Here is a 21,091-nt window from a genome sequence, read left to right as displayed (position 1 = left end):
AAAAGGATTGAGTAATTGATACCTCCTCAACTCTCACACTCTGCTTACCGTTTGGATAAGCCCACAAGCTAAAGCCTTAGCATTATCGGTTTGATCTTTCTCATCCCGCCACAAAATCAAATATGTTTTTTGTGTAGGTGTTGAGGATGATGGAATCTGCGATACCTTTGGTGGACTACGCCAATGCACCCACAGCTTAAATTTATTACAAAGGGCGATCGCTTGTATGAAGGTGATAGCGAATCAGCGATGTCTACGACGGGCTACGCCAACGCACCCATAGCTGAGTTTAATAGAAGGTGCGATCGCACTAACAAAAATTACGAGAATCTCAATTTTTAATTAGCAGCGCAAGATGCAGTGTTGAGCCAAGAGTTATGGGGCGTCGCCGTGGGTACTTGAGCAACCAGAACCACGTTCCCATTGGCATCTATAACCCACCCTTGGGCTTCCACAATTTGAGTAGGTTCATTGACAGAATTAACTTTCTGTGATTTTTCTTCTGTGTTTCGCTGCGCCTGAACAACCGCTCTTTTGTGAATACCGCCAGCACGATTCTGACTTTCTGGAGAGAGTGTGATCCAATCTGCTAGCACCGCATCATCAGCTATCAATGGCTGCGTGGGATCGGCTATTAGTCCTCCACGCCCAGTCCTAATAAATGAACTCCTGGCTATTTTTGCACCAGAATTACAATCAGCAACAATTTGCTTTGAAGCATCAACCAGATTTACGGGTAGTTCCACTAATCCTTTACTGGGGTCAGCATCTGGTGAGTTGATTTGGACTGTGCCATTTAATGAAGGGTTTTGCTGAGAAAACGCCGTAATATCATTTGTTGGCAGGTTATTCGGGTTTTTTTTGCCTGTTGGATCAAGCTTCTCTACGTCTGCACCTGTGCGCGGCACAAACCCAAAGATGTTCTTAGCGGTGATTGTGATTTTACCACCTGAGCCAGAGAAGGCATTGGCAGTGATATCGCTATTTCCCAAGGGAGCAGCGACGAGGAAGCCATTAGGTGCTTTGATGGTGATATTACCGCCATCTCCACCAAGCCCTGTCGTACCTGCGTTAGTGGTTATTTTACTTTCGCGGCGCATCAGTAATAAGTCCCGCACCTGTAGCGTAATATTCCCGCCTCGACCTGATTCGGTTTCAGATGTAAGTTTTCCTTTGTTGTCCAGAAGTATGGAGCGAGCGGTTATATTTAAATCGCCTGCTTTCCCTAAGTTATTTGGATCTGCGTCATAGATTACATTTTTTCGAGCTTGGCTGCTCACAGAGATTGCAGCCCCATTCTTGATAATCAATCGCCCTGTCGTTAGCGTCAAGTTTCCACCATCTCCAGGCCCTTCAGTTCCAGAAAACAAGCCACTGAGCCTAGAACCATTTGGTGAGGTTCCTATTAGTTCTACGGACTCAGAGGCGTTCACCGTCAAATTTCCTGCTTTTCCTGTAGCTGGTGTAAGTCGGTTAGAAAGATAACTATATATACTTTCAGAGGTTGTTGATATTTTTGCTCCTCCTTGGATACGCAACTTTCCAGTGTTAATTGTGATGTTGCCAGCGTTTTTATCGCCATAAGTTGCACTAAATAATCCACTGGATATTAAATCACTACCATCTGCGAAGAGAGGAATGGAGGTGCCGCCGATTAGTTCCACGGAATCTGAGGCGTTTATGGTCAATTGCCCCTGCAATTGTCCTCCATCTCTAACGACCAACTTTTTAGTAGTGACATTTATGCTTCCAGAGTTTTCGGTGGAGAAACTCTGAGTAAACAGTTGGGCATCTTGCTCAACTACTACAGAGTCTGAGGCGTTCAGTGTCACATTCCCCCCTGACTGATCTTGCGAGGGATAAACTAGAATGACGAAACTGCCAGCTATCCGCACAAGCTTCCCTTGCATCTCGATATTGCCACCACTTTCTCCATGAGTATCGATGGTGGATGAAATTTGGTTCGATTTGATTAATTCGATGTTCTGGAAATTTGGAACACCTTCATATCCAAATGCCCAAGCTTGGTTCGTTGGACTTAAACTGACCAGACTATTACCAGCGACGCTTCCTAACTCAACGCTTCCGTCGTTTGCTGTGATATTTCCCCCATCTAGCGTGATATCACCGCCGATGAGTGCCAAGGTTTTGCCTTGCTGCACCTGTAGACCAACGCCTTGTCCAAAGATATTAACTGCCCCATCTGGTTCTGCTTGGGATTGATTGCGGATGGGAGCCGCAGTTGTTCCGAATTGTAAACCAATGGGAACACTTACTGTCAGCAGGGGTGTAGTTTGAGGAGATGTAGCACTAAATTTTATCCCATCAGCAAAGTTCAAGCTACTCGCCGTACTGGCCACAAATGAACCGCCGATATTTAAAGAAGCATTTGACCCAAAAACAATGCCGTTAGGATTAATCAGAAACAGGTTGGCTGTGCCGTTAGCTTTCAAAATGCCATCTATATTGGAAATAGAATTGCTTGTTACCCGACTGATGATGTTTTGAATATCTCTTGCATTGTTAAAGTAGGCTGTCCTTCCCGCAGAGACAGAAAACTGTTCAAAGCTGTGGAATAAGTTTGTACCACGAACTGCCCCACCATCAATCTGGTCTGTAGGCTGACCATCGATTAGTTTTGGTGTAATGATTGAACTTTCAGATCCAAGTGTGCCATCCTTTTGTATTTGGGCTAAGGCAAAACTCTCAAAGAAAGTCAGCACTCCAGCAATTGCTAAAGTACTGACTATCCCTAACTCCCAGCACCAACTGCTTCGGTATCGAAACATCACAAACTTGCACCCAAAAAATAAGAGTATATTTAAATACTGCTCCTTGCTAATTAGGTAGAGTCATACTTGAGATTATCTCTGTAGCCTAACTAGTAAATGCAAAGTTCAGCATTTTTATCCTCACTAGAATAAACTCTTTAGAGGTCATTTATAAAGTAAAAATAAAATTACTCTTGGGGAGCCAATGCATTGCTGTAGTCAAAAGAGTTGTAGCAACTGGTGAACCAGCGCACCCAAGTTGGTTTCCTTAGATTTACTTTATAAATGGTTTCTTACAGTCCGAAGACTAAATTATTTAGCAGTTACAGCCAAGAGGGTTGTGATTTGAAGGGCAAGGGACACACCATGATCTTTGCATTAGCACAATTCTCTCTTCTGTGTTTTTTGGGATTGCGGGCAATAATTCATTCGGTTGCTGTTCATTAACTGCATCACCAGATTTGATTTTATTTAGGTCAAGATTGCACTGCCACTGAACTATCAGAGCTCGATCTTCTAATACTCCGTACTTCTCAAGCACTGTGTATAAGTCAGCATTATTAACGCTTTCAAGCAGTTTCTGTTGAATCTCGTCTTGTAACTGTTGTAATGTTTCAGGGTTCATAACTGTTTCCATTTCCTACAGAATGTGTACAATTATGGATTCAGCTTGGCTAGGAAGAATTTCGCATAGTTTCACAAAATTCAATGCTGAGATTGAAATCTCAGGCTGGCTTTGACTCACCGCCAGCCTCCCAACTAATTCTTAATCCCTGTGGTGGCAATACCCTGAATAAACTGACGCTGACCGATGAGAAATAGTACCATCACTGGAACTGTCGCGATCGTCACTGCTGCCATCATCAAAGGCCAATTATTCGTAAATTGCTCTTGAAACTCTGCCAACGCCAGCTGCACCGTCCTTAATTCTGGTCGTGTCGTAAATACCAGAGGCTTAAACAAATCATTCCATTCGCCGATGAAGGTGAACAAAAACAGCGTTACCAAGGCCGGACGGGCTAAAGGTAACATCACTCGCCACAAAATTTGCAGTCGGTTCGCCCCATCTATGGCTGCGGCTTCCTCTAACTCCACCGGAATTGTCTGGAAATACTGACGTAACAAGAAAATCCCAAAGCCGTTGACAGCAGTGGGTAAAATCAGCGCCCCATAGGTATTTATCAGGTGTCCCCACTTCAAAACCAAAAAGATGGGAATCACCAATAACTGAAAGGGAATCACCAATGTTGCTAAAACCACCAATAGCAATGCTTGGCGTCCCCGAAACTTCAGCCGTGCTAAGGCGTAACCAGCCAAAGCAGAAGTGACAATCTGAAACGCCGTCACAGCGATCGCTACCAAGGTAGAATTAGCAAACGCCAGCAAAAATTTTCCCTGTTGCCATGCAACGCGGTAATTAGCTAAAGACCAGTTATTTTTGGACAAATTTTCCGGGCTGGCAATCGGCGGTGCAAAGGAGGTGAGAAAGACTACAAACAGAGGGAGTAGAACGACAAATGCCCCTAGCAGTAAGACTACTAGGCTCAAAAAATCGCCAGATTTCAGATTCGGGTTTGGTTTGGACATTACTTGAGCTGCAAAGCATTTGTTCCGCTAGTACTAGAGCATCACCCCCAGCAACAATTAATCTATAAACATAGTCTACTTGTTAAGTTAAGTTAAATTAAACCACAGTGATTGTTACCCTCAGTTCATAGGGTAAATTGAATCCTGGTATCAAATAATTCAAATTTACAGGAGTAAACATACCATGCAGCAGCTTACAGACCAATTTAAAGAATTAGATTTCAAGAGCGAAACATACAAAGATGCTTATAGCCGGATTAATGCGATCGTGATTGAAGGGGAACAAGAAGCCCATGAGAATTACATCACACTAGCCCAACTGCTGCCGGAATCTCATGATGAATTGATTCGCCTATCTAAAATGGAAAGCCGCCATAAAAAAGGATTTGAAGCTTGTGGGCGCAATTTGCAAGTAACCCCAGATTTGCAATTTGCCAAGGAGTTTTTCTCTGGACTACACCAAAATTTCCAAACAGCGGCGGCATCCGGTAATGTCGTTACTTGTCTGTTGATTCAGTCTTTGATTATTGAATGTTTTGCGATCGCAGCATACGAAAATTATATCAACGTCGCCGATGATTTCGCCCGCAAAATCACTGAGGGAGTAGTAAAAGAAGAATATAGCCACCTCAACTTTGGAGAAGTTTGGTTGAAAGAACATTTTACAGAATCCAAAGCTGAACTAGAAGAAGCAAACCGCCAAAACCTACCCATCGTTTGGAGAATGCTCAACCAAGTAGAGAGGGATGCCCACACAATGGCAATGGAAAAAGATGCTTTGGTAGAAGCCTTTATGATTCAGTACGGTGAAGCATTAAGTAATATCGGTTTCACAACTCGCGATATTATGCGGTTGTCAGCCTATGGACTCATAGCCGCTTAAAAAAGTGCTGAGTAACGAGTGCTGAGGAGCCAGTGCTTAGGGGAGCCAGCGCGGTCTTGGGGGTTTCCCCCATAAGAGACTGGCGTCGGCTCTGCCGACTTGAAGCAACTGGCGTTGCTGAGTAGTTCAACTTTAAATTCAGAACATCAGAACTCAGGACTTAGGACTCAGGACTGCTCAACCACTTAAATATTCCACGCGCTCAAGACAGCATAAGCTTAATAATCACTACATGTTTGGTCTAATTGGACATCTCGCTAGTTTAGAACACGCTCAAGCGGTAGCTCAAGAATTGGGATACCCAGAATATGCCGATCAAGGGCTAGACTTTTGGTGCAGCGCTCCGCCGCAAATTGTTGATAGCATTATTGTCACCAGTGTAACTGGGCAACAAATTGAAGGACGGTATGTAGAATCTTGCTTTCTGCCGGAGATGCTAGCTAGTCGCCGCATCAAAGCTGCAACGCGCAAAATCCTCAACGCTATGGCCCATGCACAAAAGCATGGTATTAACATCACAGCTTTAGGCGGATTTTCCTCGATTATTTTTGAAAATTTTAAGTTAGAGCAGTTTAGCCAAGTCCGTAACATCAAACTAGAGTTTGAACGGTTCACCACAGGAAACACGCACACTGCCTACATTCTTTGTAAGCAGGTGGAAGAAGCGTCAAAACAACTGGGAATTGATCTATCAAACGCGACAGTTGCTATATGTGGAGCAACTGGTGACATTGGTAGTGCAGTTACCCGCTGGCTAGATGCGAGAACAGATGTCAAAGAACTGCTGCTAATCGCCCGTGATCAAGAACGTCTCAAAGAGTTGCAAGGCGAACTGGGGCGGGGAAAAATCATCGGTTTGACAGAAGCACTGCCCCTAGCTGATGTTGTAGTTTGGGTTGCCAGTATGCCCAAAGGCGTGGAAATTGACGCTACCACTTTGAAACAACCCTGTTTGTTGATTGATGGTGGCTATCCTAAAAACTTAGCGACGAAAATTCAGTATCCTGGTGTACACGTGTTAAATGGTGGAATTGTAGAGCATTCCCTGGATATTGACTGGAAAATTATGAAAATAGTCAATATGGACGTGCCAGCCCGCCAGTTGTTTGCTTGTTTTGCCGAATCAATGCTGCTGGAATTTGAGAAGTTATACACGAACTTTTCGTGGGGACGAAATCAGATTACCGTAGACAAAATGGAGCAGATTGGTCGGGTATCAGTAAAACATGGATTTAGACCACTGCTGGTTTAAGAGTTAGGAGCAAAGCCGGAGACGCTCCGCCTCCGGTTAGGAGTTAAGAGTTAATAACTTTCATAAGTCCACACCTTCTAAAACCTCACTCCTGGCTCCTCACTTCTCACTGCTCAATCCTCACTCTGAAAAACTTATAACTCGTAATTCATAACCCCTACGATGGCAACTACCGAGCGTAAACCGCTACTGTTAGATTTTGAAAAACCCCTAGCAGAACTCGCAACCCGAATTGATCAAATTCGGCAACTTGCAGAAGAAAATGGCGTCGATGTTTCTGGTCAAATTCGTCAACTAGAAGCACGCGCCATGCAACTGCGTGAGGAAATTTTCACTAGTCTATCCCCGTCCCAGCGATTGCAAGTCGCTCGTCATCCGCGTCGCCCCAGTACTCTCGATTACATTCAGGCTATTAGTGATGAATGGATGGAATTGCATGGCGATCGCTGTGGTGGTGACGATCCGGCTTTAGTTGGTGGTGTCGGTCGTCTGAGTGGGCAACCTGTGGTGATGTTGGGTCATCAAAAAGGTCGCGATACCAAAGACAATATTGCCCGTAACTTTGGAATGCCTTACCCTGGCGGCTACCGCAAGGCGATGCGGTTGATGGAACACGCGAATAAGTTTAGTATGCCAATACTAACCTTTATCGACACGCCAGGAGCTTGGTCTGGGGTAGAAGCAGAACATCAAGGTCAAGGAGAGGCGATCGCCTACAACTTGCGGGAAATGTTCTGCTTAGATGTGCCAATTATCTGCACAGTCATCGGTGAGGGCGGTTCTGGCGGCGCACTCGGTATTGGTGTAGGCGATCGCCTCCTGATGTTTGAACACTCCGTTTATACCGTTGCCACTCCCGAAGCCTGTGCTGCCATTTTGTGGAAAGATGCCGGTAAGGCTCCCCAAGCCGCTGTTGCTCTGAAAATTATTTCCCACGACCTGAAAAAGTTGGGAATTATCGACCAAATATTACCTGAACCCACTGGTGGCGCTCATTCTGACCCTTTAAAAGCCGCTACCACTCTCAAGCAAGTGCTGCTGGAAAATTTGGACGAACTCAATCGTTTAACCGCTCCAGAACGCCGCCAACTGCGGTATGAAAAATTCCGCAAAATTGGTGTTTTTACAGAAGTTGCCCACTAACAGCACTACATAATCATTGATTAACCAAGCAGCAATGTTATAATTGCCTATGTGCTTAAAGATTTTTAACAATCTAGCCATAGGCATTTGCATGTTTGGCAAATATACTCAAGTTGATTGGATAGCCTTTGTATTATTAAGTAATCTAATTTGAGTGGACGGCGTGATTTTACGGGCGATGATTTGTTGTCTTTACTGGAAAAACCCATAATATACCGACTATTGCACTGCATTATAGCAGTTGCTGAATGAAAATCATCAGATTTTTAGATTCCTTTAATCTATCCAAACCGAGAAGTGTGAATAATGGGGTGGTAATAGGCTTTGGGAACTGCCAAAAAATTGGGAGACACCATGAGTGTTGAGCAAAAACGACGCGCCCTGATTACTGGGGCCAGTAGTGGAATTGGGAAAGCAACGGCTTTAGCCTTTGCAAAGGCGGAAATAGATGTGGCTCTAGTCAGCCGTTCTTTGGATAAGTTGGAGGCAGTAAGAGAAGCTGTACAGCACACTGGGGTGGAAGCAAAAGCTTACGCTGTAGATTTAGCGCAGCTGTTTGAAGTCAAAGAAAAGATCCAAGCGATCGCCCTTGACTTTGGTGATATAGACATTCTGGTAAACGGTTCTGGCATAGCATATACAGCTACTTTGAGCGAAACCCCCCTAGAGGACTGGCAGCAGGTAATTAACTTGAATCTTACCAGCGTGTTTCAGTGCATTATGGGGATTTTGCCTTTAATGCGCGATCGGGGTACAGGCACAATTATCAACATTGCCTCAATTGCCGCCAAGCAACCGTTTCCCGGTTGGGGAGCATATAGCGTCAGCAAGGCTGGTTTGATTGCTCTCTCTCAAACCCTGGCACAAGAAGAACGCACCAACGGCATTCGTGTCACGGTTATTTGTCCTGGGGCAGTCAATACCGAACTTTGGGACACAGAAACAGTCCATGCCAACTTAGACCGTTCCAAGATGTTAACCCCGGAAATTGTGGCTCAGTCAATTCTTTACACAGTTCTATTGCCACAACAGGCAGTTATTGATGAATTGACCCTAATGCCCAGCGCTGGCGCACTCTAATTGCGAAGTTAGGAGTTAGGAGTTAGGAATTAGAATTTTTAACTCATAACTCATAACTCCTAACTAAATTCAAACCATAACCAAGACTCAATCATGACTATTGCTAGTTCCAACGGTTCCAATTGCTCTCAATCACCTCTGATTCCCGATTTGGCAGAAGCCATAACTCCTAGACCCGATCGCAATACTAATAACGGGCGACAAGCAGATGTATTCCCGCCCAAAGAGGAACAGATGGAGGAAATGAAGGATGCCGTGCGGACACTAATATTGGGAGTTGGCGAAGACCCCGAACGCGAAGGACTCCTCAAAACACCCAAGCGAGTGGCCGAGGCAATGCGGTTTCTTACCAGTGGCTACAACCAATCCCTTGAAGAACTCGTTAACGATGCCATCTTTGATGAGGGGCATAACGAGATGGTACTAATTAGAGATATTAATTTCTTTAGTCTGTGCGAACATCATATGCTGCCATTTATGGGTAGAGCACACGTTGCTTATATCCCCAACCAAAAAGTTGTGGGACTGAGTAAACTGGCGCGCATTGTTGAGATGTATTCTCGCCGCTTGCAAGTACAGGAAAGGCTAACCCGCCAAATTGCCGAAGCAATCCAAACCATTCTAGAACCTCAAGGCGTCGCCGTTGTGATGGAAGCTAGCCATATGTGTATGGTAATGCGGGGTGTCCAGAAACCAGGTTCTTGGACTGTCACTAGCGCAATGGTTGGTGTGTTTCAAGACGAGCAGAAAACCCGCGAAGAATTTTTTAACTTGATTCGCCACCAAGCAGCGTTCTTTTAAGCAATGGGGAGTGGGCATGGAGCACTTGTACTGAGCGAACGCAAGAGCGTCTCGTAGAGAAGCCGTTGGCGCAGCCTCTCGAAGAGTTGTATTGGGCACAAGAGGCAGAGGAGCAGTTCTTGCTGGGGGCAAGGGGGAGAATTAAAATTACCTCTTTCCCCTCTACTCCCTGCTCCCTGCTCCCCTGCCTCTTCTTCCCTACTCCCCCTACTCCCTTTACTCCCTACTCCCCAATTTCTCAAACAACTTGGCTACTTTATCTAAATCTTTATTTCCAGGTGAACGTTCCACACCACTAGATAAATCAACGCCGCTAGGATTAACCTGACTCAGGGCTTCCACAATATTATCTGCTGTTAGTCCTCCAGCTAAAAACCAAGGGCAACTAGGGCTAAATTGTTCTAGCATCGTCCAATCTAAGGTTTTGCCTGTACCACCCAGTTGTTGCGGATGGTAGGCGTCCAGTAGTAAAGTATCTACGTATTTTATGTAATTATTTGCTGTGTCAAGATGCTCAAGACTAGCAATTCTGAGCGCTTTAATGATTTCGATATTGGATAAAGATTGATGTAACTGGTAGCAGAAATGTGGTGATTCATCTCCGTGTAACTGGACACCAGTCAACCCAGAATCAACAACTATCTGACTGATTTCGAGGATACTAGCATTGGCAAAAACACCAATTGTGTCAATATTTGCCGGAAGTTCTGCCACTGCTGCCCGAATTTGGGATACCGTAACGTAGCGAGGTGAGGTTGGCACACAAATAAATCCTAGTGCCGTTGCACCCAGAGAGGCGATCGCTATAGACTGCTGTGGTTGAGTGATGCCGCAAATCTTAACACGCATGAAAATCTGACAAATTTAAAATAATCATTTGAAAAGTCTAAACTATCTAAAAAACTTTTGGGCCTTGGTAATTTTATAATCTTGTAGGTCTACATAAACTTTTCCATTTAGGAGACAAAAGCTTGATTTCATCTATTTTACTAGCAGCCGCTGCATCTGTTCCCGCAACACCTGCGTGGAATCCTACAGTCGGGATCATCATCAGCATCAGCAGCTTAGTAGTGCTTTTACTAAGTACTAGGATTGAAAAACCCCTAGTTGGCCCCAAGTTCCCGATCCTGCCGATCAGTATTCCAACATTTGTTGGTGCAATGGCTTTGGGTCATGTTATCGGTATTGGCATAGTTTTAGGACTGACTAACATTGGTCGTCTATAGTTTTGCGATCACAGCGGCGTTACTTGTAACGCCACGATCAATACAAAACTCCTAAAAACGATTTTGGGCAGGGGGAGTAGGGAAGAAATAACTTATGCCCCATGCCCAATGCCCCACTTCAGAGTTTTGCTCACAGGCATTAATTGTCTATTCTAGAAATAAGAGCATTTCGTCACTCGGCACTACCGAATTGATGCTCAATATAAATGTGTATCCAACTATGTGTAGTATCTCGGTATAAAAACTACTGGCGATATCTAGTTTTAGGACAATGTAATGCAAACAAATTGGAAAATTGGGTCTTTATTTGGAATTCCCCTGTTTTTAGACCCGTTATGGTTTGTGATTTTAGGGTTGGCAACTCTCAATTTTGGGGTAGCTTATCAGGAATGGGGGAATGTCATAGCTTGGAGTGCTGGAATAGTTATGGCACTGTTGCTATTTGGTTCAGTGTTGCTACATGAGTTGGGTCACAGCTTGGTAGCCCGATCGCAAGGCATTAAAGTTAATTCAATTACCCTATTTCTGTTTGGCGGGATTGCTGCTATTGAAGAAGAATCTAAAACTCCTTTCAAAGCCTTTCAAGTGGCGATCGCTGGCCCTTTGGTGAGTATCATACTATTTTTCCTGCTCCGGCTGGTAGTCACCGTGATATCTGATACTAGTCCACTCAGTGTTATGGTTGGAGATTTGGCGAGAATTAACTTGGTGGTGGCTCTATTTAACCTGATTCCAGGCTTACCTTTAGATGGAGGGCAAGTGTTAAAAGCAGCACTATGGCAAATAACAGGTAATCGTTTTCAAGCCGTACACTGGGCTGCAAAGGCTGGGCAAATCTTGGGTTATGGTGCGATCGCTCTAGGATTTGTTGTAGATTTTTTGACCAGAGAGTTAGTAGTTGGTTTGTGGATTGCGATGTTAGGTTGGTTTGCTGTCCGCAACGCTAACAGCTATGACAATGTGACTACATTGCAAGAAAGCTTGCTCAAGGTGGTGGCGGCTGATGCGATGACCCGTGACTTTCGCGTTGTTGATGCTGACCAGACATTGCGTTCCTTTGCCGATTTATACCTTTTGGAAACCGCTCCCTCACAGGTTTATTTTGCTGCTTCTGATGGACGTTACCGGGGTCTAGTTTCCATTGACGATTTGCGTTTAATTGAAAGGAGTCAATGGGAAACCCAAACTGTAAACAGCATTGCGCGTCCCCTGACAGAAATACCCACTGTTGCTGAAGCAACAACCATAGCTGAGGTAATTAACAAGCTAGAAAATGAGCAGTTACCTCGAATTACCGTGCTTTCTCCCGCTGGTGCCGTAGCTGGTGTAATTGACCGGGGAGATATTGTGCGATCGTTGGCACAGAAATTAAATTTGCGAATAACGGATGCTGAAATCAAGCGGGTCAAAGAGGAAGGTAGCTATCCGCCTGGGTTGCAACTGGGAGGAATAGCGAAGTCCATTACAAATTAAGTGTCATACGCTCGTCATAGTTTTGCAATAGACACGTCAAAAGCGTGTGTGATATTTAAATTGGTATTTGGTTACAAAATGCTTTTTTTGGGTAAAAGGTAGGAAATCCTACCTTTTTTATTTTTTGACCTGAGTTCGCCGTCAGAAAATGTCCCAAAACATTAGACATGAAGCTTTCGGGTGAAAAACGCACTCCTGCTTTGTTATCAACAAGTCTCCCATAGCCAATTAGCGTCTGATTTCAATAAATTACGTAAATATACGTAATTTATTGAAGAAATAAAGCTGATAGTCCGAATATCATAGTTAACAAACAGTGTTGACCCTCAAACATACTATTATGTTACTTGAGTTTTGTCAGTCAACCAGGAAGCAACCCAGACATGAGTTACATAGGCAATTACAAACTGCTTGAATGGATCAGCGTTTCAGCTTATCTTAGTACCATTCAGCCATAGAGCAACAGCAAATAACAAAATACCAACTAGCAAAGGAGCTAACTTCCCTGAATTGGAGAGAAGATAAATAGCATTAAAGCGTGAATAGCTGAAATTGCGCCGAAGTAATAAGATGCAGTAGAGAGGTTTCTTACCTGTTCTTCAATTAGCTTGGGTAAAATAGGATTACTTATTCCAATACTTAATCCATCTAGAAATAGAGTCACCAGAATAAAACTTATTCCGGTAGGTTGAAGCAATTTTGTATTTTTTCTATACATCCTGTTCAATTTCATATAGAAAGTTCCAAAAGATTTGATGAATCTTTTGAGCCGCATGTTTACCTACTACATATAGTTGCGCTGGAACTGGCTTTCCCCACGTCAATAACATAGAACTTAAATTAGGATTGAAGGAACTAAATTGAGAGTGCAAAACACGTGAAGTTTCCAAATAACCAATCAACATATGGGCTTTGTAATTAGGTAATAAACCAGTTCAAAAATCTCTTAAAAAGAAATTTTCAGTGCCATTCAGAACAGGATTGTTCCATTCATTATCAAAAGTGATATTAATTGTTCCCTTGCGTCCAGATAATGATTTTGCGTAGTTAACATGATTATCCATAAGGCTAAAAACTTTTTTGTTTAATTTTTTATTTTGTTTACCTAATACTGTATGCCAAGCTTTGCGGCTGAACCAGGGAACATTATCTTTTCGAGAAAGAGTAATAAAATAATCAGTATTTTTGCAGATTGGGAGATGAGCGATCTCAGCAATTGGCATTTTTTCTAACCATCCTCCAAATGAAAACAAATAATTGGGAAGATGAGGATTTAAAGAGTTATCTATAGGTATAATTGGGAGTGGATAACGTCTGAAGTAGCCTGATTCTGAAATACTCGCTTGTAGTGCGTAATTGTAACCCCGTGTTTTTGTTTGCAGTTGTTGAGATAAAATGATAATTCTTTCCGGAGGGATAACAAAACAATGTTTATCATCCTGAATGAAACTGAGAAATCCTACCCTACCGTTGAGTGAATGTTCGCGATGTTTGACAAAATGACTGACTAAATTATTAGCAGGAAAATAGCATTGATAGAGGTTGTCTAAACCTGGTTTTTCTCTTAAAGCTAAACGACTTTGGCAACCACATCGAAATGTAGAATGAATAACCATACCTTCAGGAATTGCTAGAAATTTTCCCGATTTAGAAAATCCTTGAGATGCTGACCAAACATATTGGGGATTGAATAAACAAATTTTCTTGTTGAGGATTTTTGTGAATATTTTTCGCCCAGGAATGCTAGATTTGCTTTGAATCAGGTAATAAAACTTTTTAGTGAGATGAAGTATAAGTTTAATATCTAGACGTTTTAGTATGTTTTTAAATTGATTCAAAGACTGACTAGGGTTAATAGTCATATCTTTATTCACAAGCTGTAAAAATCTGTATAATTTATCTGAATTTAATTCATTAAACTCAGAAGATGAATTTTTATAATAAGCCTTAATTCAGTTCAAGAATACTGGTTTCGATAATATTACTATATTCAATCCAGAGTTGTTTTAATAACTGGCTTCGTTTAGGATAATTTGGTTCTTCAATCACCAAAGTAAAGTCAGCATGACGAAAAAAATCAAAAGCTAATACTATTTGACCAATCATGTTTTCGACTTGAATAATTTCTACATTTGCATCAGCTACTAAGCTATCTCTGTAATTATGAGACAAAAAGTTTTTGACCCAATTGAATAGAGTTTTGTAGAAATTTGTAAATTTAGGAAAAAACACAAAGCTGTCAAATACACACACAGAAGCAGCTAGGATTAATGCAGCTTTTTGGGCCTTAGTAAGATGGCAATATTCTGATTTTAAACTTTTATTTATAAGTGATGGATTTTCTAAAAGTCCCATTAGTAATGAACCTGTTACTGAAGCAGATGAACCACCAATAACCACTGTGGGAATAAGATTGTTTTCTAGAAGGGCAATATAAGCACCGATGTGAACTGGAAAATTAGGTTCATTACCTTCAACACCTAGAGAAACTGTATATAATGACTCTTGGTGATGCATACTCTCCTAAATTTTCCTTTATAGATTGCTTTTACGTCATATCCAAATACTCTACTGCCTGGTATAAAGTTTGATGGTCGGAAAAGGTCGGAGAAAAGTCGGATCTTTTTGATAGATTTACGTAAGCTTTTTAAAGAAATAAGGTTTATGGTGCGAATATCGTAGTTAATTTAGTATTGCTAAGTCGTTAAATGACGGTAGAAGAGGCGATCGCACTAGTCGAGCAATTATTAGAACGGGGACGCTTAACAAAAGTTCAAGAGATTGTATTCCGTCAATCTTGGGCAGGACAGACGTACTTAGAGATGGCTGTAGAGTCCGATTACGATCATGGTCACATCAAAGACGTTGGTTACGAACTATGGCGATCGCTCTCTCAAGCTTTAGGAGAAAAAGTTACTAAAAATAACCTGCACGGAGTACTGAAGCGAACCGCACAGCGACAAAAGAATACAAACGCCTCCTCCAGGAACTACACAAATTGGGGGGAAGCAATTGACGTTTCCCAATTCTACGGACGTACCACTGAATTAGAAACCCTGAGCCAATGGATTGTGCGCGATCGCACTCGTGTAATAACACTGCTAGGTATGGGTGGCATGGGCAAAACCGCACTTTCGGTGAAGTTAGCAGAACAGTTGCAAGAAGAATTTGAATATGTTATTTGGCGATCGCTGCGGCACGGCACGCACCTTTTTTGCAAGACAAGGTGACGGAATGCATCAAAATCCTTTCTCATCAACAAATTACCACATTGCCTGCTGACCCTCATGAGCAAATTACTTGTTTAATCGAGTACCTTCGCAAATCTCGATGCTTGCTGATTTTGGATAATTTCGACACATTATTGCAGCATGGGGAGCAAACAGGCTATTACCGTGAGGGCTACGAACCCTACGGCGAACTTTTGTGGCGATTGGGAGAAACACAGCATCAAAGCTGTGTGCTGCTTACTAGCCGGGAAAAACCTGCCGAAATCGCTGCCTTAGAAGGTGATGGTTTGCCAGTTCGGACTATGGCTTTATCAGGATTAGAAGTCACAGCAGGACAAACAATCTTAACACTCAAAGGGCTATCAGGCTCTGAGCACGAAACCCGCCAACTGGTTGAGTGTTACCGTGGTAATCCCCTAGCGTTAAAAATTGCTGCCACCTCCATTCGGGACTTACATGAAGGCAACATCGCCCGTTTTTTTACCAGTGGTATCTACAGAACTAACAAGAGTTAAAAATAGGGCGTGGAGATGTCTACCAGTAATAAACTGTGGTGAAATAGGCGATTGAGGTAGTAAATTCAACACTAAACTATGAGGCATACTTTCTCTTTTTGGTTGTAGACTGAGTGCTTCTTGACTCTACAGTGAACTCTGGAATTTCCTGGAGTTCGGCTTCACTCAAACTATACTGTTCACAAACTAAACTTAAGCGATTTCCTGGGGTTTTCACAGCATTAACAGAATGGGTTAAATCACCTTGAAAGTAAAGTAAAGTATTGATTTGTGGCTTAATTTGCCCAAGTTGGCGTTTGTGCGATCGCAATACCAGTTCTCCCCCTTCCATATCGGGAGGTACTCGCACATAGAGGACACTCACAACCGCAGGTGGTTCAATGGTTTTGGAGTAGGAACGCAAGGAGCGATCAATATGCGGATCGACGCGAGAGCCTTCTTTTAGCTGTAAAGGATTAAGGTAAAAAGCATTACAATTCGGCTGGAGAGCCAAATCTAGGTAAGGCTTGAAGTAGGGAAACTGCTGTTCTACTTTTGCTAATCCAGAACGCTGAAATACTACAGAAAATCCTTTGGTGGCAACAAAATCACGGTTGAGGTTGTTGATAGCAAAATAAGAACAAGCTTGAATTTCTCCCCACAAGTTATTTAGGTAATCGCTGGGCAAGGCGTTGGATTGTTGTTGATAGTGTTTCACGATGGATATGGAGAGCGTACAGAACTAGCAGGGATTAAAGATTGTAGCGTAATTTGTGACTGGGGAAAAGGTTAAAGACTATAGTAAAATCCTTTTAAACTGAAATAAAGAGCTAGAGCGATGAGAATTGATGATTACAATGCAGCAAAGGCACTTACTGAAAAATTAAAAGAGAGCTTACCAATTAAAGCACGGGCTGGAAAGGAGTTTGTGAAGACATTAAAACAAAAAGGAGAAAACGCTGATCCAGACAGAGAATTTGAAATTGATTTCGTTGGCTATTCAGGAGATGAAGGTGGGATTATGTGCGGACTAAAAGAGCCAAATAATCTCGAAAGTAAAGAAAAATATGTTTCTTCTATTACTCACCTAAAAATTGACCCTACTCATCCCCTAGCTGCTGAGGTGCAGGCTTACCAACGCCAGCGCATTCGTAAGTTAATGTTGCAAGATTCCAAAGGTTTTACAGCAGAGTTAATGACGATAGAGCCTCGGAAAAGCAAAAAGCGTAGCAAAGGTTTTGGGAATTAGTTAACTCCGAAAATGATATTCCATCGTCAGGGGAATTTTTCAGTTTTGAATGCCATCAAGTTGATAGTATTGACCTCGCATTTGGATATTCTGAATTAAGCTAACTGGAGGCATATTCACAACATCATAGCTAATCACTTGATTACAGAACATCACATCTAAAGGATTTAATGGATGTGTACACATGAATATTCCTTCTGCAATTTTAGGTTTCCGTAATTGTTCAACGCTTACTTCAGCCTTACTCATCCATTTACCCAAGCGAATCCACTTTGGTAGTTTGAGTTCTTTTTGGGAGATGACAAAAAACTTAAATTTACTTTCTGCTGCTATTTCCTTCGCTCTACCAAAACTAGGGATATTTTTCTGTGTCTTCTCCATTTCAACGTGGTAGTTATTGTTAGCATACTTTCAAGTATTGAGGATGGAAGAATAATTGAGCTATCGCGCCGGATTTACGTAAATTTCCTGGTGATTTAGTGGCGTTAAATGCTCCTCATGTTTTTGCATTTGTTCTGCACAAAAGTAGCGATATGAGTGTTCTTCAGCAACGGTAGTAGAGTATATTTGGCTATCAACTAATCTATATCGTCATATTCATGAAAAAGACGATTTCTTAGTCCTGATAAGAGATTTTCAAATACATAGAATTAATGCCAATCAACCGTTTGAGGTCGTTCCTTGAGAACTAGTCTAATATTCCACCAGAAAATAACTACTTAGACAACTGCCAGATTTTGATAGTGTTGTCCTCGCTACCACTAGCTAAAGTTTTGCCATCTGGGCTAAAGGTGACTGACTGAACCCAACTAGAATGTCCTCAAAGTGTAGTAATTTCTTGCCCAGTGGCGACATTCCAGATTTTGATAGTGTTGTCCTCGCTACCACTAGCTAAAGTTTTGCCATCTGGGCTAAAGGTGACTGACAAAATATCACCAGAGTGTCCTTGAAGTGTGGTAATTTCTTGCCCAGTGGCGACATTCCAGATTTTGATAGTCTTGTCCGCGCTACCACTAGCTAAAGTTCTGCCATCTGCGCTAAAGGTGACTGACTTAACCCAATTAGAATGTCCTTGAAGTGTAGTAATTTCTTGCCCAGTGGCGACATTCCAGATTTTTATAGTATTGTCCTCGCTACTACTAGCTAAAGTTCTGGCAATGCACAAAACTGGATAGTTGTTAAAGTTATCTCTGGTAGTGATAAAAAGCGAACCATTATCGTAATAGCGTTGAAACCTAGTTGAAACAATCTTACAGCGCTGTGCGGGTGGGAACTTTTTAAAATCTTGAACTACCCAACGAATGAATGTCTCAGGGCCTCGTGAGGTGCGTACCTTCGTGACTGGTGTATTGTCTTCCTGTGTACAGAAGAACTTGTTTCCCCCAGCATAACTTTGCTGGTTATCAATGGTAGTGGCAATTGCCAAAGCTAAAACTGAAATCACAGAAGCTGTTGCTGCCCCTAGTAATATCTGAGCAGATAACCTTAGTTGCATAATATATAAGTACTAATAACTAAAACATTTTATTTTCAACCTGACACCAATAAAGCAAGCTACAACATAAAATTGCGGCGTTTTCCTTTGCTGTTATTAAAGTTTTCGCTATATCAGGCGATTCTTGCTTCAGAAGTTAGATCAACCTTTCTAAAGCAAAGCTACATCAAAGGTTTTGTTAGTTGACAAGTTAATGAATTTACCACTACCAAAGTTGTAGTAAAACCTTCTTAGAGGTTTTTATTTGCAAGTCCCTTAACATACTTGCAAAAGTACAGTTACATAAAATGCACTCATGTAGCCGTTATCTGTGATCGCTTATAGTCATCTACAATTTGTAGGTGCCACAAATGACGTGATTACAAGGTTTTCAGACATAAATTTTGAAAATTAAAGAAAAAAATAATTACTAATTGCCTAAAAAGTCCGGTTTTTTTGGCTTTGTGATGATAAATAAAAATAATAGCGTTGAATGTCATGCTTCCTTCTGCGAAGGATTACTGAAATTCTTTCCTGCTTTCAGGATGACTACTAAACATCGAACAACATCTGCCGCCAATCAGTTTTTTGCTGGTGATGCTTCTGCGCCACAAACCTGGAGATGCAGCTACATCAAAAGGCTCTACCATAAAACTTGCTCTAGATGTATCTAAGTAACTATGCTGATAAAGTGTAAAGATGTCACGCTATCTGGGAGCAAATTTTAAAGCAATTGTAAAGGACTTGGTGCCATTTTGGCAGGTTTTTATCCCAAAGATGGGATATTAGTAGATTGTACAAATCTTTATTGTTATTCACACACTAGTACCGCAAGGCGGAAGTCATTCATTCAAAAGTCAAAAGTCAAAAGTATTATGGAATGGGCTTTTTAGGGATTTTAAATGGTTGCTCTATTTACGCCGTGGCGTACTAGTTACTATCTACCGAGAACTGCTAAGTACAAGCAAATACCAACACAGATAAGTTTAAGTAATTTAATGAGGTAGGAAATAATACATGGTATTATCACTGTCTTCTCATAACGTTATCCAGTATCTGCAAGATGCGGGGCTGTGTAACTCAGAAGATGGCGCATCAGACAAATCTGAGTTGCCAGGAAGTAGTAAGAACAATTTCAATTTACTAGTGACTCTAGCAGATAATCGCAAACTGCTCATTAAACAAGAACGTAACGTTAATAACAAAGACGCCGCGCCCCATGATTTGTTTCAGGAGTGGCTGTTTCACCAGCTGCTCCAGCAGTTTCCAGTTCTTGGCAATATTTCCGCGATGCCTACGGCGGTAAACTACGCACCATTGGTAGTGTATTTTGACGAAGAAAATTCTATCCTCGTCCGCAATTACCTGAGTGAATATCTGGAGCTTGCGATATTCTACCACAACAATGATATTTTTCCACAACAAATTGCTTCTGCGATCGGCACTACTTTGGCGGGACTCCATCGGGCAACCTATAACCGCCGAGAATATAGGGATTTTATGGCAACTGCTCCCCAAGGAGAGTTTCGCTATGGCTTTTACAATCCGGCGCAAGGAGTAGAGTCAATTGGGCCAGAGATTTTTGGGACTGTTCCCACGGATGCGCTGAAATTCTATCTACTTTACCAGCAGTCGGAGAGTTTGGAATCAGCGATCGCAGATTTGGCATATGACTGGAATCCTTGCTGCTTGACTCACAACGACCTGAAATTGAACAACATTTTGGTTCATTCCAGGTGGGAGAAACTAGACAATTGCCTAGTACGACTAATTGATTGGGAAGCTTGTTCTTGGGGAGATCCAGCCTTTGATTTAGGAACTTTACTAGCAAGCTATTTAGGAATTTGGCTCAACAGCCTCGTAGTAGACCCTACCATTGAGTTAGAAGAATCTCTACATCTGGCGTTGACGCCTTTAGAGATTTTACAACCTTCAATTGTTGCCCTAATTAGAGCTTATATAAATGCTTTCCCGATGATTTTGGAATACCGCAGTGACTTTATTTTGCGCGTTATCCAGTTTGCAGGGCTAGCACTGATTCATCAAATTCAGGATATGATTACCTGCCGCAAATCCTTTAATAATGCTGATATCTGTATGCTGCAAGTGGCTAAAAGTTTACTCACTATGCCGCAGCAAGCTATACTGACTATTTTCGGGATATCAGAGTCAGAAATCCTGAATTCTGTGGCAAAAATCCATAAACTTCCTCAGCCTGTAAAGGAGCCACAGCTACTTCGTATTTATTACGAAAAGACTCGGCTTCGCGGTTGTTAATGGCAGGGAGCAGAACAATTTAAAAGCTAGGTTTAAAATTAAATTAAACATTTTGAATGGTTCTGCGTGTTATTTTCCCTATCATAAATCTCAGAATATTTTGCCCCAGAGTGGTTTCATAATTTTTGATTTTAAAGTTTGAGTTCTGAAT

At 42.1% G+C, this 21,091-nt stretch carries 21 protein-coding genes and 3 pseudogenes; 12 read left to right on the top strand and 12 right to left on the bottom strand.

Annotation, left to right across the window (positions count from 1 at the left end; all coding sequences use genetic code 11):
• Positions 1–183 precede the first annotated feature (183 nt).
• The gene (locus V7K49_RS19115; protein WP_335206886.1) at positions 184–342 is read left to right on the top strand and encodes a hypothetical protein; all 159 of its coding nucleotides are present in this window, start codon (positions 184–186) and stop codon (positions 340–342) included.
• On the opposite strand, the gene V7K49_RS19110 is transcribed toward V7K49_RS19115, so the two are convergent.
• The 3 genes from V7K49_RS19110 to V7K49_RS19100 all read right to left on the bottom strand — a co-directional run bounded on the left by V7K49_RS19110 (position 339) and on the right by V7K49_RS19100 (position 4,358).
• The gene (locus V7K49_RS19110) at positions 339–2,789 is read right to left on the bottom strand and encodes a two-partner secretion domain-containing protein (protein ID WP_335206884.1); all 2,451 of its coding nucleotides are present in this window, start codon (positions 2,787–2,789) and stop codon (positions 339–341) included. The genes V7K49_RS19115 and V7K49_RS19110 overlap by 4 nt on opposite strands.
• A 298-nt stretch (positions 2,790–3,087) precedes the next feature.
• Positions 3,088–3,396 carry a hypothetical protein gene (locus V7K49_RS19105; RefSeq protein ID WP_335206883.1) on the bottom strand — a complete coding sequence of 103 codons (309 nt, stop codon included), beginning with the start codon at positions 3,394–3,396 and terminating at the stop codon, positions 3,088–3,090.
• 134 nt (positions 3,397–3,530) lie between these two features.
• Positions 3,531–4,358, bottom strand: a complete 828-nt coding sequence (locus V7K49_RS19100; protein WP_335206881.1) for a carbohydrate ABC transporter permease — start codon at positions 4,356–4,358, stop codon at positions 3,531–3,533.
• A 184-nt stretch (positions 4,359–4,542) separates the two neighbouring features.
• Here V7K49_RS19100 and V7K49_RS19095 point away from each other — a divergent pair, with 184 nt between their 5' ends.
• The 5 genes from V7K49_RS19095 (at position 4,543) to folE (ending at position 9,517) form a co-directional block, all read left to right on the top strand.
• Entirely contained in the window at positions 4,543–5,241 is a 699-nt protein-coding gene (locus tag V7K49_RS19095; RefSeq protein ID WP_335206880.1) for an aldehyde oxygenase (deformylating), read from the top strand.
• 232 nt (positions 5,242–5,473) lie between these two features.
• On the top strand, positions 5,474–6,493 hold the full coding sequence (locus V7K49_RS19090) for a long-chain acyl-[acyl-carrier-protein] reductase (protein ID WP_334869405.1): 1,020 nt from the start codon (positions 5,474–5,476) through the stop codon (positions 6,491–6,493).
• A 162-nt stretch (positions 6,494–6,655) separates the two neighbouring features.
• The gene (locus tag V7K49_RS19085; RefSeq protein WP_185586002.1) at positions 6,656–7,636 is read left to right on the top strand and encodes an acetyl-CoA carboxylase carboxyltransferase subunit alpha; all 981 of its coding nucleotides are present in this window, start codon (positions 6,656–6,658) and stop codon (positions 7,634–7,636) included.
• A gap of 354 nt (positions 7,637–7,990) precedes the next feature.
• Positions 7,991–8,716: an SDR family oxidoreductase gene (locus tag V7K49_RS19080; RefSeq protein WP_335206902.1), complete on the top strand. Its 726-nt coding sequence runs from the start codon at positions 7,991–7,993 to the stop codon at positions 8,714–8,716.
• A gap of 93 nt (positions 8,717–8,809) precedes the next feature.
• A complete protein-coding gene (gene folE, locus V7K49_RS19075; RefSeq protein ID WP_334869410.1) occupies positions 8,810–9,517 on the top strand; it encodes a GTP cyclohydrolase I FolE in 708 nt (235 codons plus the stop codon).
• 216 nt (positions 9,518–9,733) lie between these two features.
• Here folE and V7K49_RS19070 read toward each other — a convergent pair whose 3' ends face one another.
• Positions 9,734–10,366, bottom strand: coding sequence for a phosphoribosylanthranilate isomerase (locus V7K49_RS19070; protein ID WP_335206879.1), 633 nt, complete (start codon positions 10,364–10,366; stop codon positions 9,734–9,736).
• Positions 10,367–10,488: 122 nt separating this feature from the next.
• Here V7K49_RS19070 and psaK point away from each other — a divergent pair, with 122 nt between their 5' ends.
• A complete protein-coding gene (psaK, locus tag V7K49_RS19065; RefSeq protein ID WP_334869414.1) occupies positions 10,489–10,743 on the top strand; it encodes a photosystem I reaction center subunit PsaK in 255 nt (84 codons plus the stop codon).
• Between the two features lie 276 nt (positions 10,744–11,019).
• Positions 11,020–12,216: a site-2 protease family protein gene (locus V7K49_RS19060; protein WP_335206878.1), complete on the top strand. Its 1,197-nt coding sequence runs from the start codon at positions 11,020–11,022 to the stop codon at positions 12,214–12,216.
• A gap of 496 nt (positions 12,217–12,712) precedes the next feature.
• On the opposite strand, the gene V7K49_RS19055 is transcribed toward V7K49_RS19060, so the two are convergent.
• The 3 genes from V7K49_RS19055 to V7K49_RS19045 all read right to left on the bottom strand — a co-directional run bounded on the left by V7K49_RS19055 (position 12,713) and on the right by V7K49_RS19045 (position 14,733).
• The gene (locus V7K49_RS19055) at positions 12,713–12,913 is read right to left on the bottom strand and encodes a hypothetical protein (RefSeq protein WP_335206876.1); all 201 of its coding nucleotides are present in this window, start codon (positions 12,911–12,913) and stop codon (positions 12,713–12,715) included.
• 238 nt (positions 12,914–13,151) lie between these two features.
• Positions 13,152–14,078, bottom strand: a complete 927-nt coding sequence (locus V7K49_RS19050) for a hypothetical protein (protein WP_335206874.1) — start codon at positions 14,076–14,078, stop codon at positions 13,152–13,154.
• An 85-nt stretch (positions 14,079–14,163) separates the two neighbouring features.
• Entirely contained in the window at positions 14,164–14,733 is a 570-nt protein-coding gene (locus V7K49_RS19045) for a hypothetical protein (protein ID WP_335206872.1), read from the bottom strand.
• A 191-nt stretch (positions 14,734–14,924) separates the two neighbouring features.
• Between V7K49_RS19045 and V7K49_RS19040 the strand changes: the two genes are divergently transcribed.
• Both V7K49_RS19040 and V7K49_RS19035 read left to right on the top strand, forming a co-directional pair.
• Positions 14,925–15,446, top strand: a complete 522-nt coding sequence (locus V7K49_RS19040; RefSeq protein WP_335206870.1) for an NB-ARC domain-containing protein — start codon at positions 14,925–14,927, stop codon at positions 15,444–15,446.
• A complete protein-coding gene (locus V7K49_RS19035; protein WP_335206868.1) occupies positions 15,398–15,961 on the top strand; it encodes a hypothetical protein in 564 nt (187 codons plus the stop codon). Before V7K49_RS19040 ends, V7K49_RS19035 begins: the two co-directional genes overlap by 49 nt.
• Here the strand turns inward: V7K49_RS19035 and V7K49_RS19030 are convergent.
• A pseudogene (locus tag V7K49_RS19030) lies at positions 15,932–16,048 on the bottom strand (CRISPR-associated endoribonuclease Cas6); the annotation flags it as partial. The gene V7K49_RS19035 and the pseudogene V7K49_RS19030 overlap by 30 nt on opposite strands.
• Positions 16,038–16,658 carry a 2OG-Fe(II) oxygenase gene (locus V7K49_RS19025; RefSeq protein WP_335206867.1) on the bottom strand — a complete coding sequence of 207 codons (621 nt, stop codon included), beginning with the start codon at positions 16,656–16,658 and terminating at the stop codon, positions 16,038–16,040. The pseudogene V7K49_RS19030 and the gene V7K49_RS19025, both read right to left, overlap by 11 nt.
• A 120-nt stretch (positions 16,659–16,778) precedes the next feature.
• On the opposite strand from V7K49_RS19025, the gene V7K49_RS19020 reads away from it, so the two are divergent.
• Positions 16,779–17,189 (top strand): hypothetical protein, encoded by a 411-nt coding sequence (locus tag V7K49_RS19020; protein ID WP_335206865.1) that lies wholly within the window; start codon positions 16,779–16,781, stop codon positions 17,187–17,189.
• 39 nt (positions 17,190–17,228) lie between these two features.
• On the opposite strand, the pseudogene cas5d reads toward V7K49_RS19020, so the two are convergent.
• From cas5d to V7K49_RS19005, 3 genes and pseudogenes are all read right to left on the bottom strand, one after another.
• Positions 17,229–17,771: pseudogene (gene cas5d / locus V7K49_RS19015) on the bottom strand (type I-D CRISPR-associated protein Cas5/Csc1); the annotation flags it as partial.
• Positions 17,772–17,910: 139 nt separating this feature from the next.
• A pseudogene (locus tag V7K49_RS19010) lies at positions 17,911–18,684 on the bottom strand (COP23 domain-containing protein); the annotation flags it as partial.
• A gap of 497 nt (positions 18,685–19,181) precedes the next feature.
• Positions 19,182–19,313, bottom strand: a complete 132-nt coding sequence (locus tag V7K49_RS19005; protein ID WP_335206864.1) for a hypothetical protein — start codon at positions 19,311–19,313, stop codon at positions 19,182–19,184.
• Positions 19,314–19,680: 367 nt separating this feature from the next.
• On the opposite strand from V7K49_RS19005, the gene V7K49_RS19000 reads away from it, so the two are divergent.
• Positions 19,681–20,940, top strand: a complete 1,260-nt coding sequence (locus tag V7K49_RS19000) for a phosphotransferase (protein ID WP_335206863.1) — start codon at positions 19,681–19,683, stop codon at positions 20,938–20,940.
• Positions 20,941–21,091 lie beyond the last annotated feature (151 nt).

The sequence above is a fragment of the Nostoc sp. genome, from assembly GCF_036919675.1.
In the GTDB taxonomy this organism is placed as follows: domain Bacteria; phylum Cyanobacteriota; class Cyanobacteriia; order Cyanobacteriales; family Nostocaceae; genus Nostoc.
This window is presented reverse-complemented; position numbering and strand designations above follow the sequence as displayed.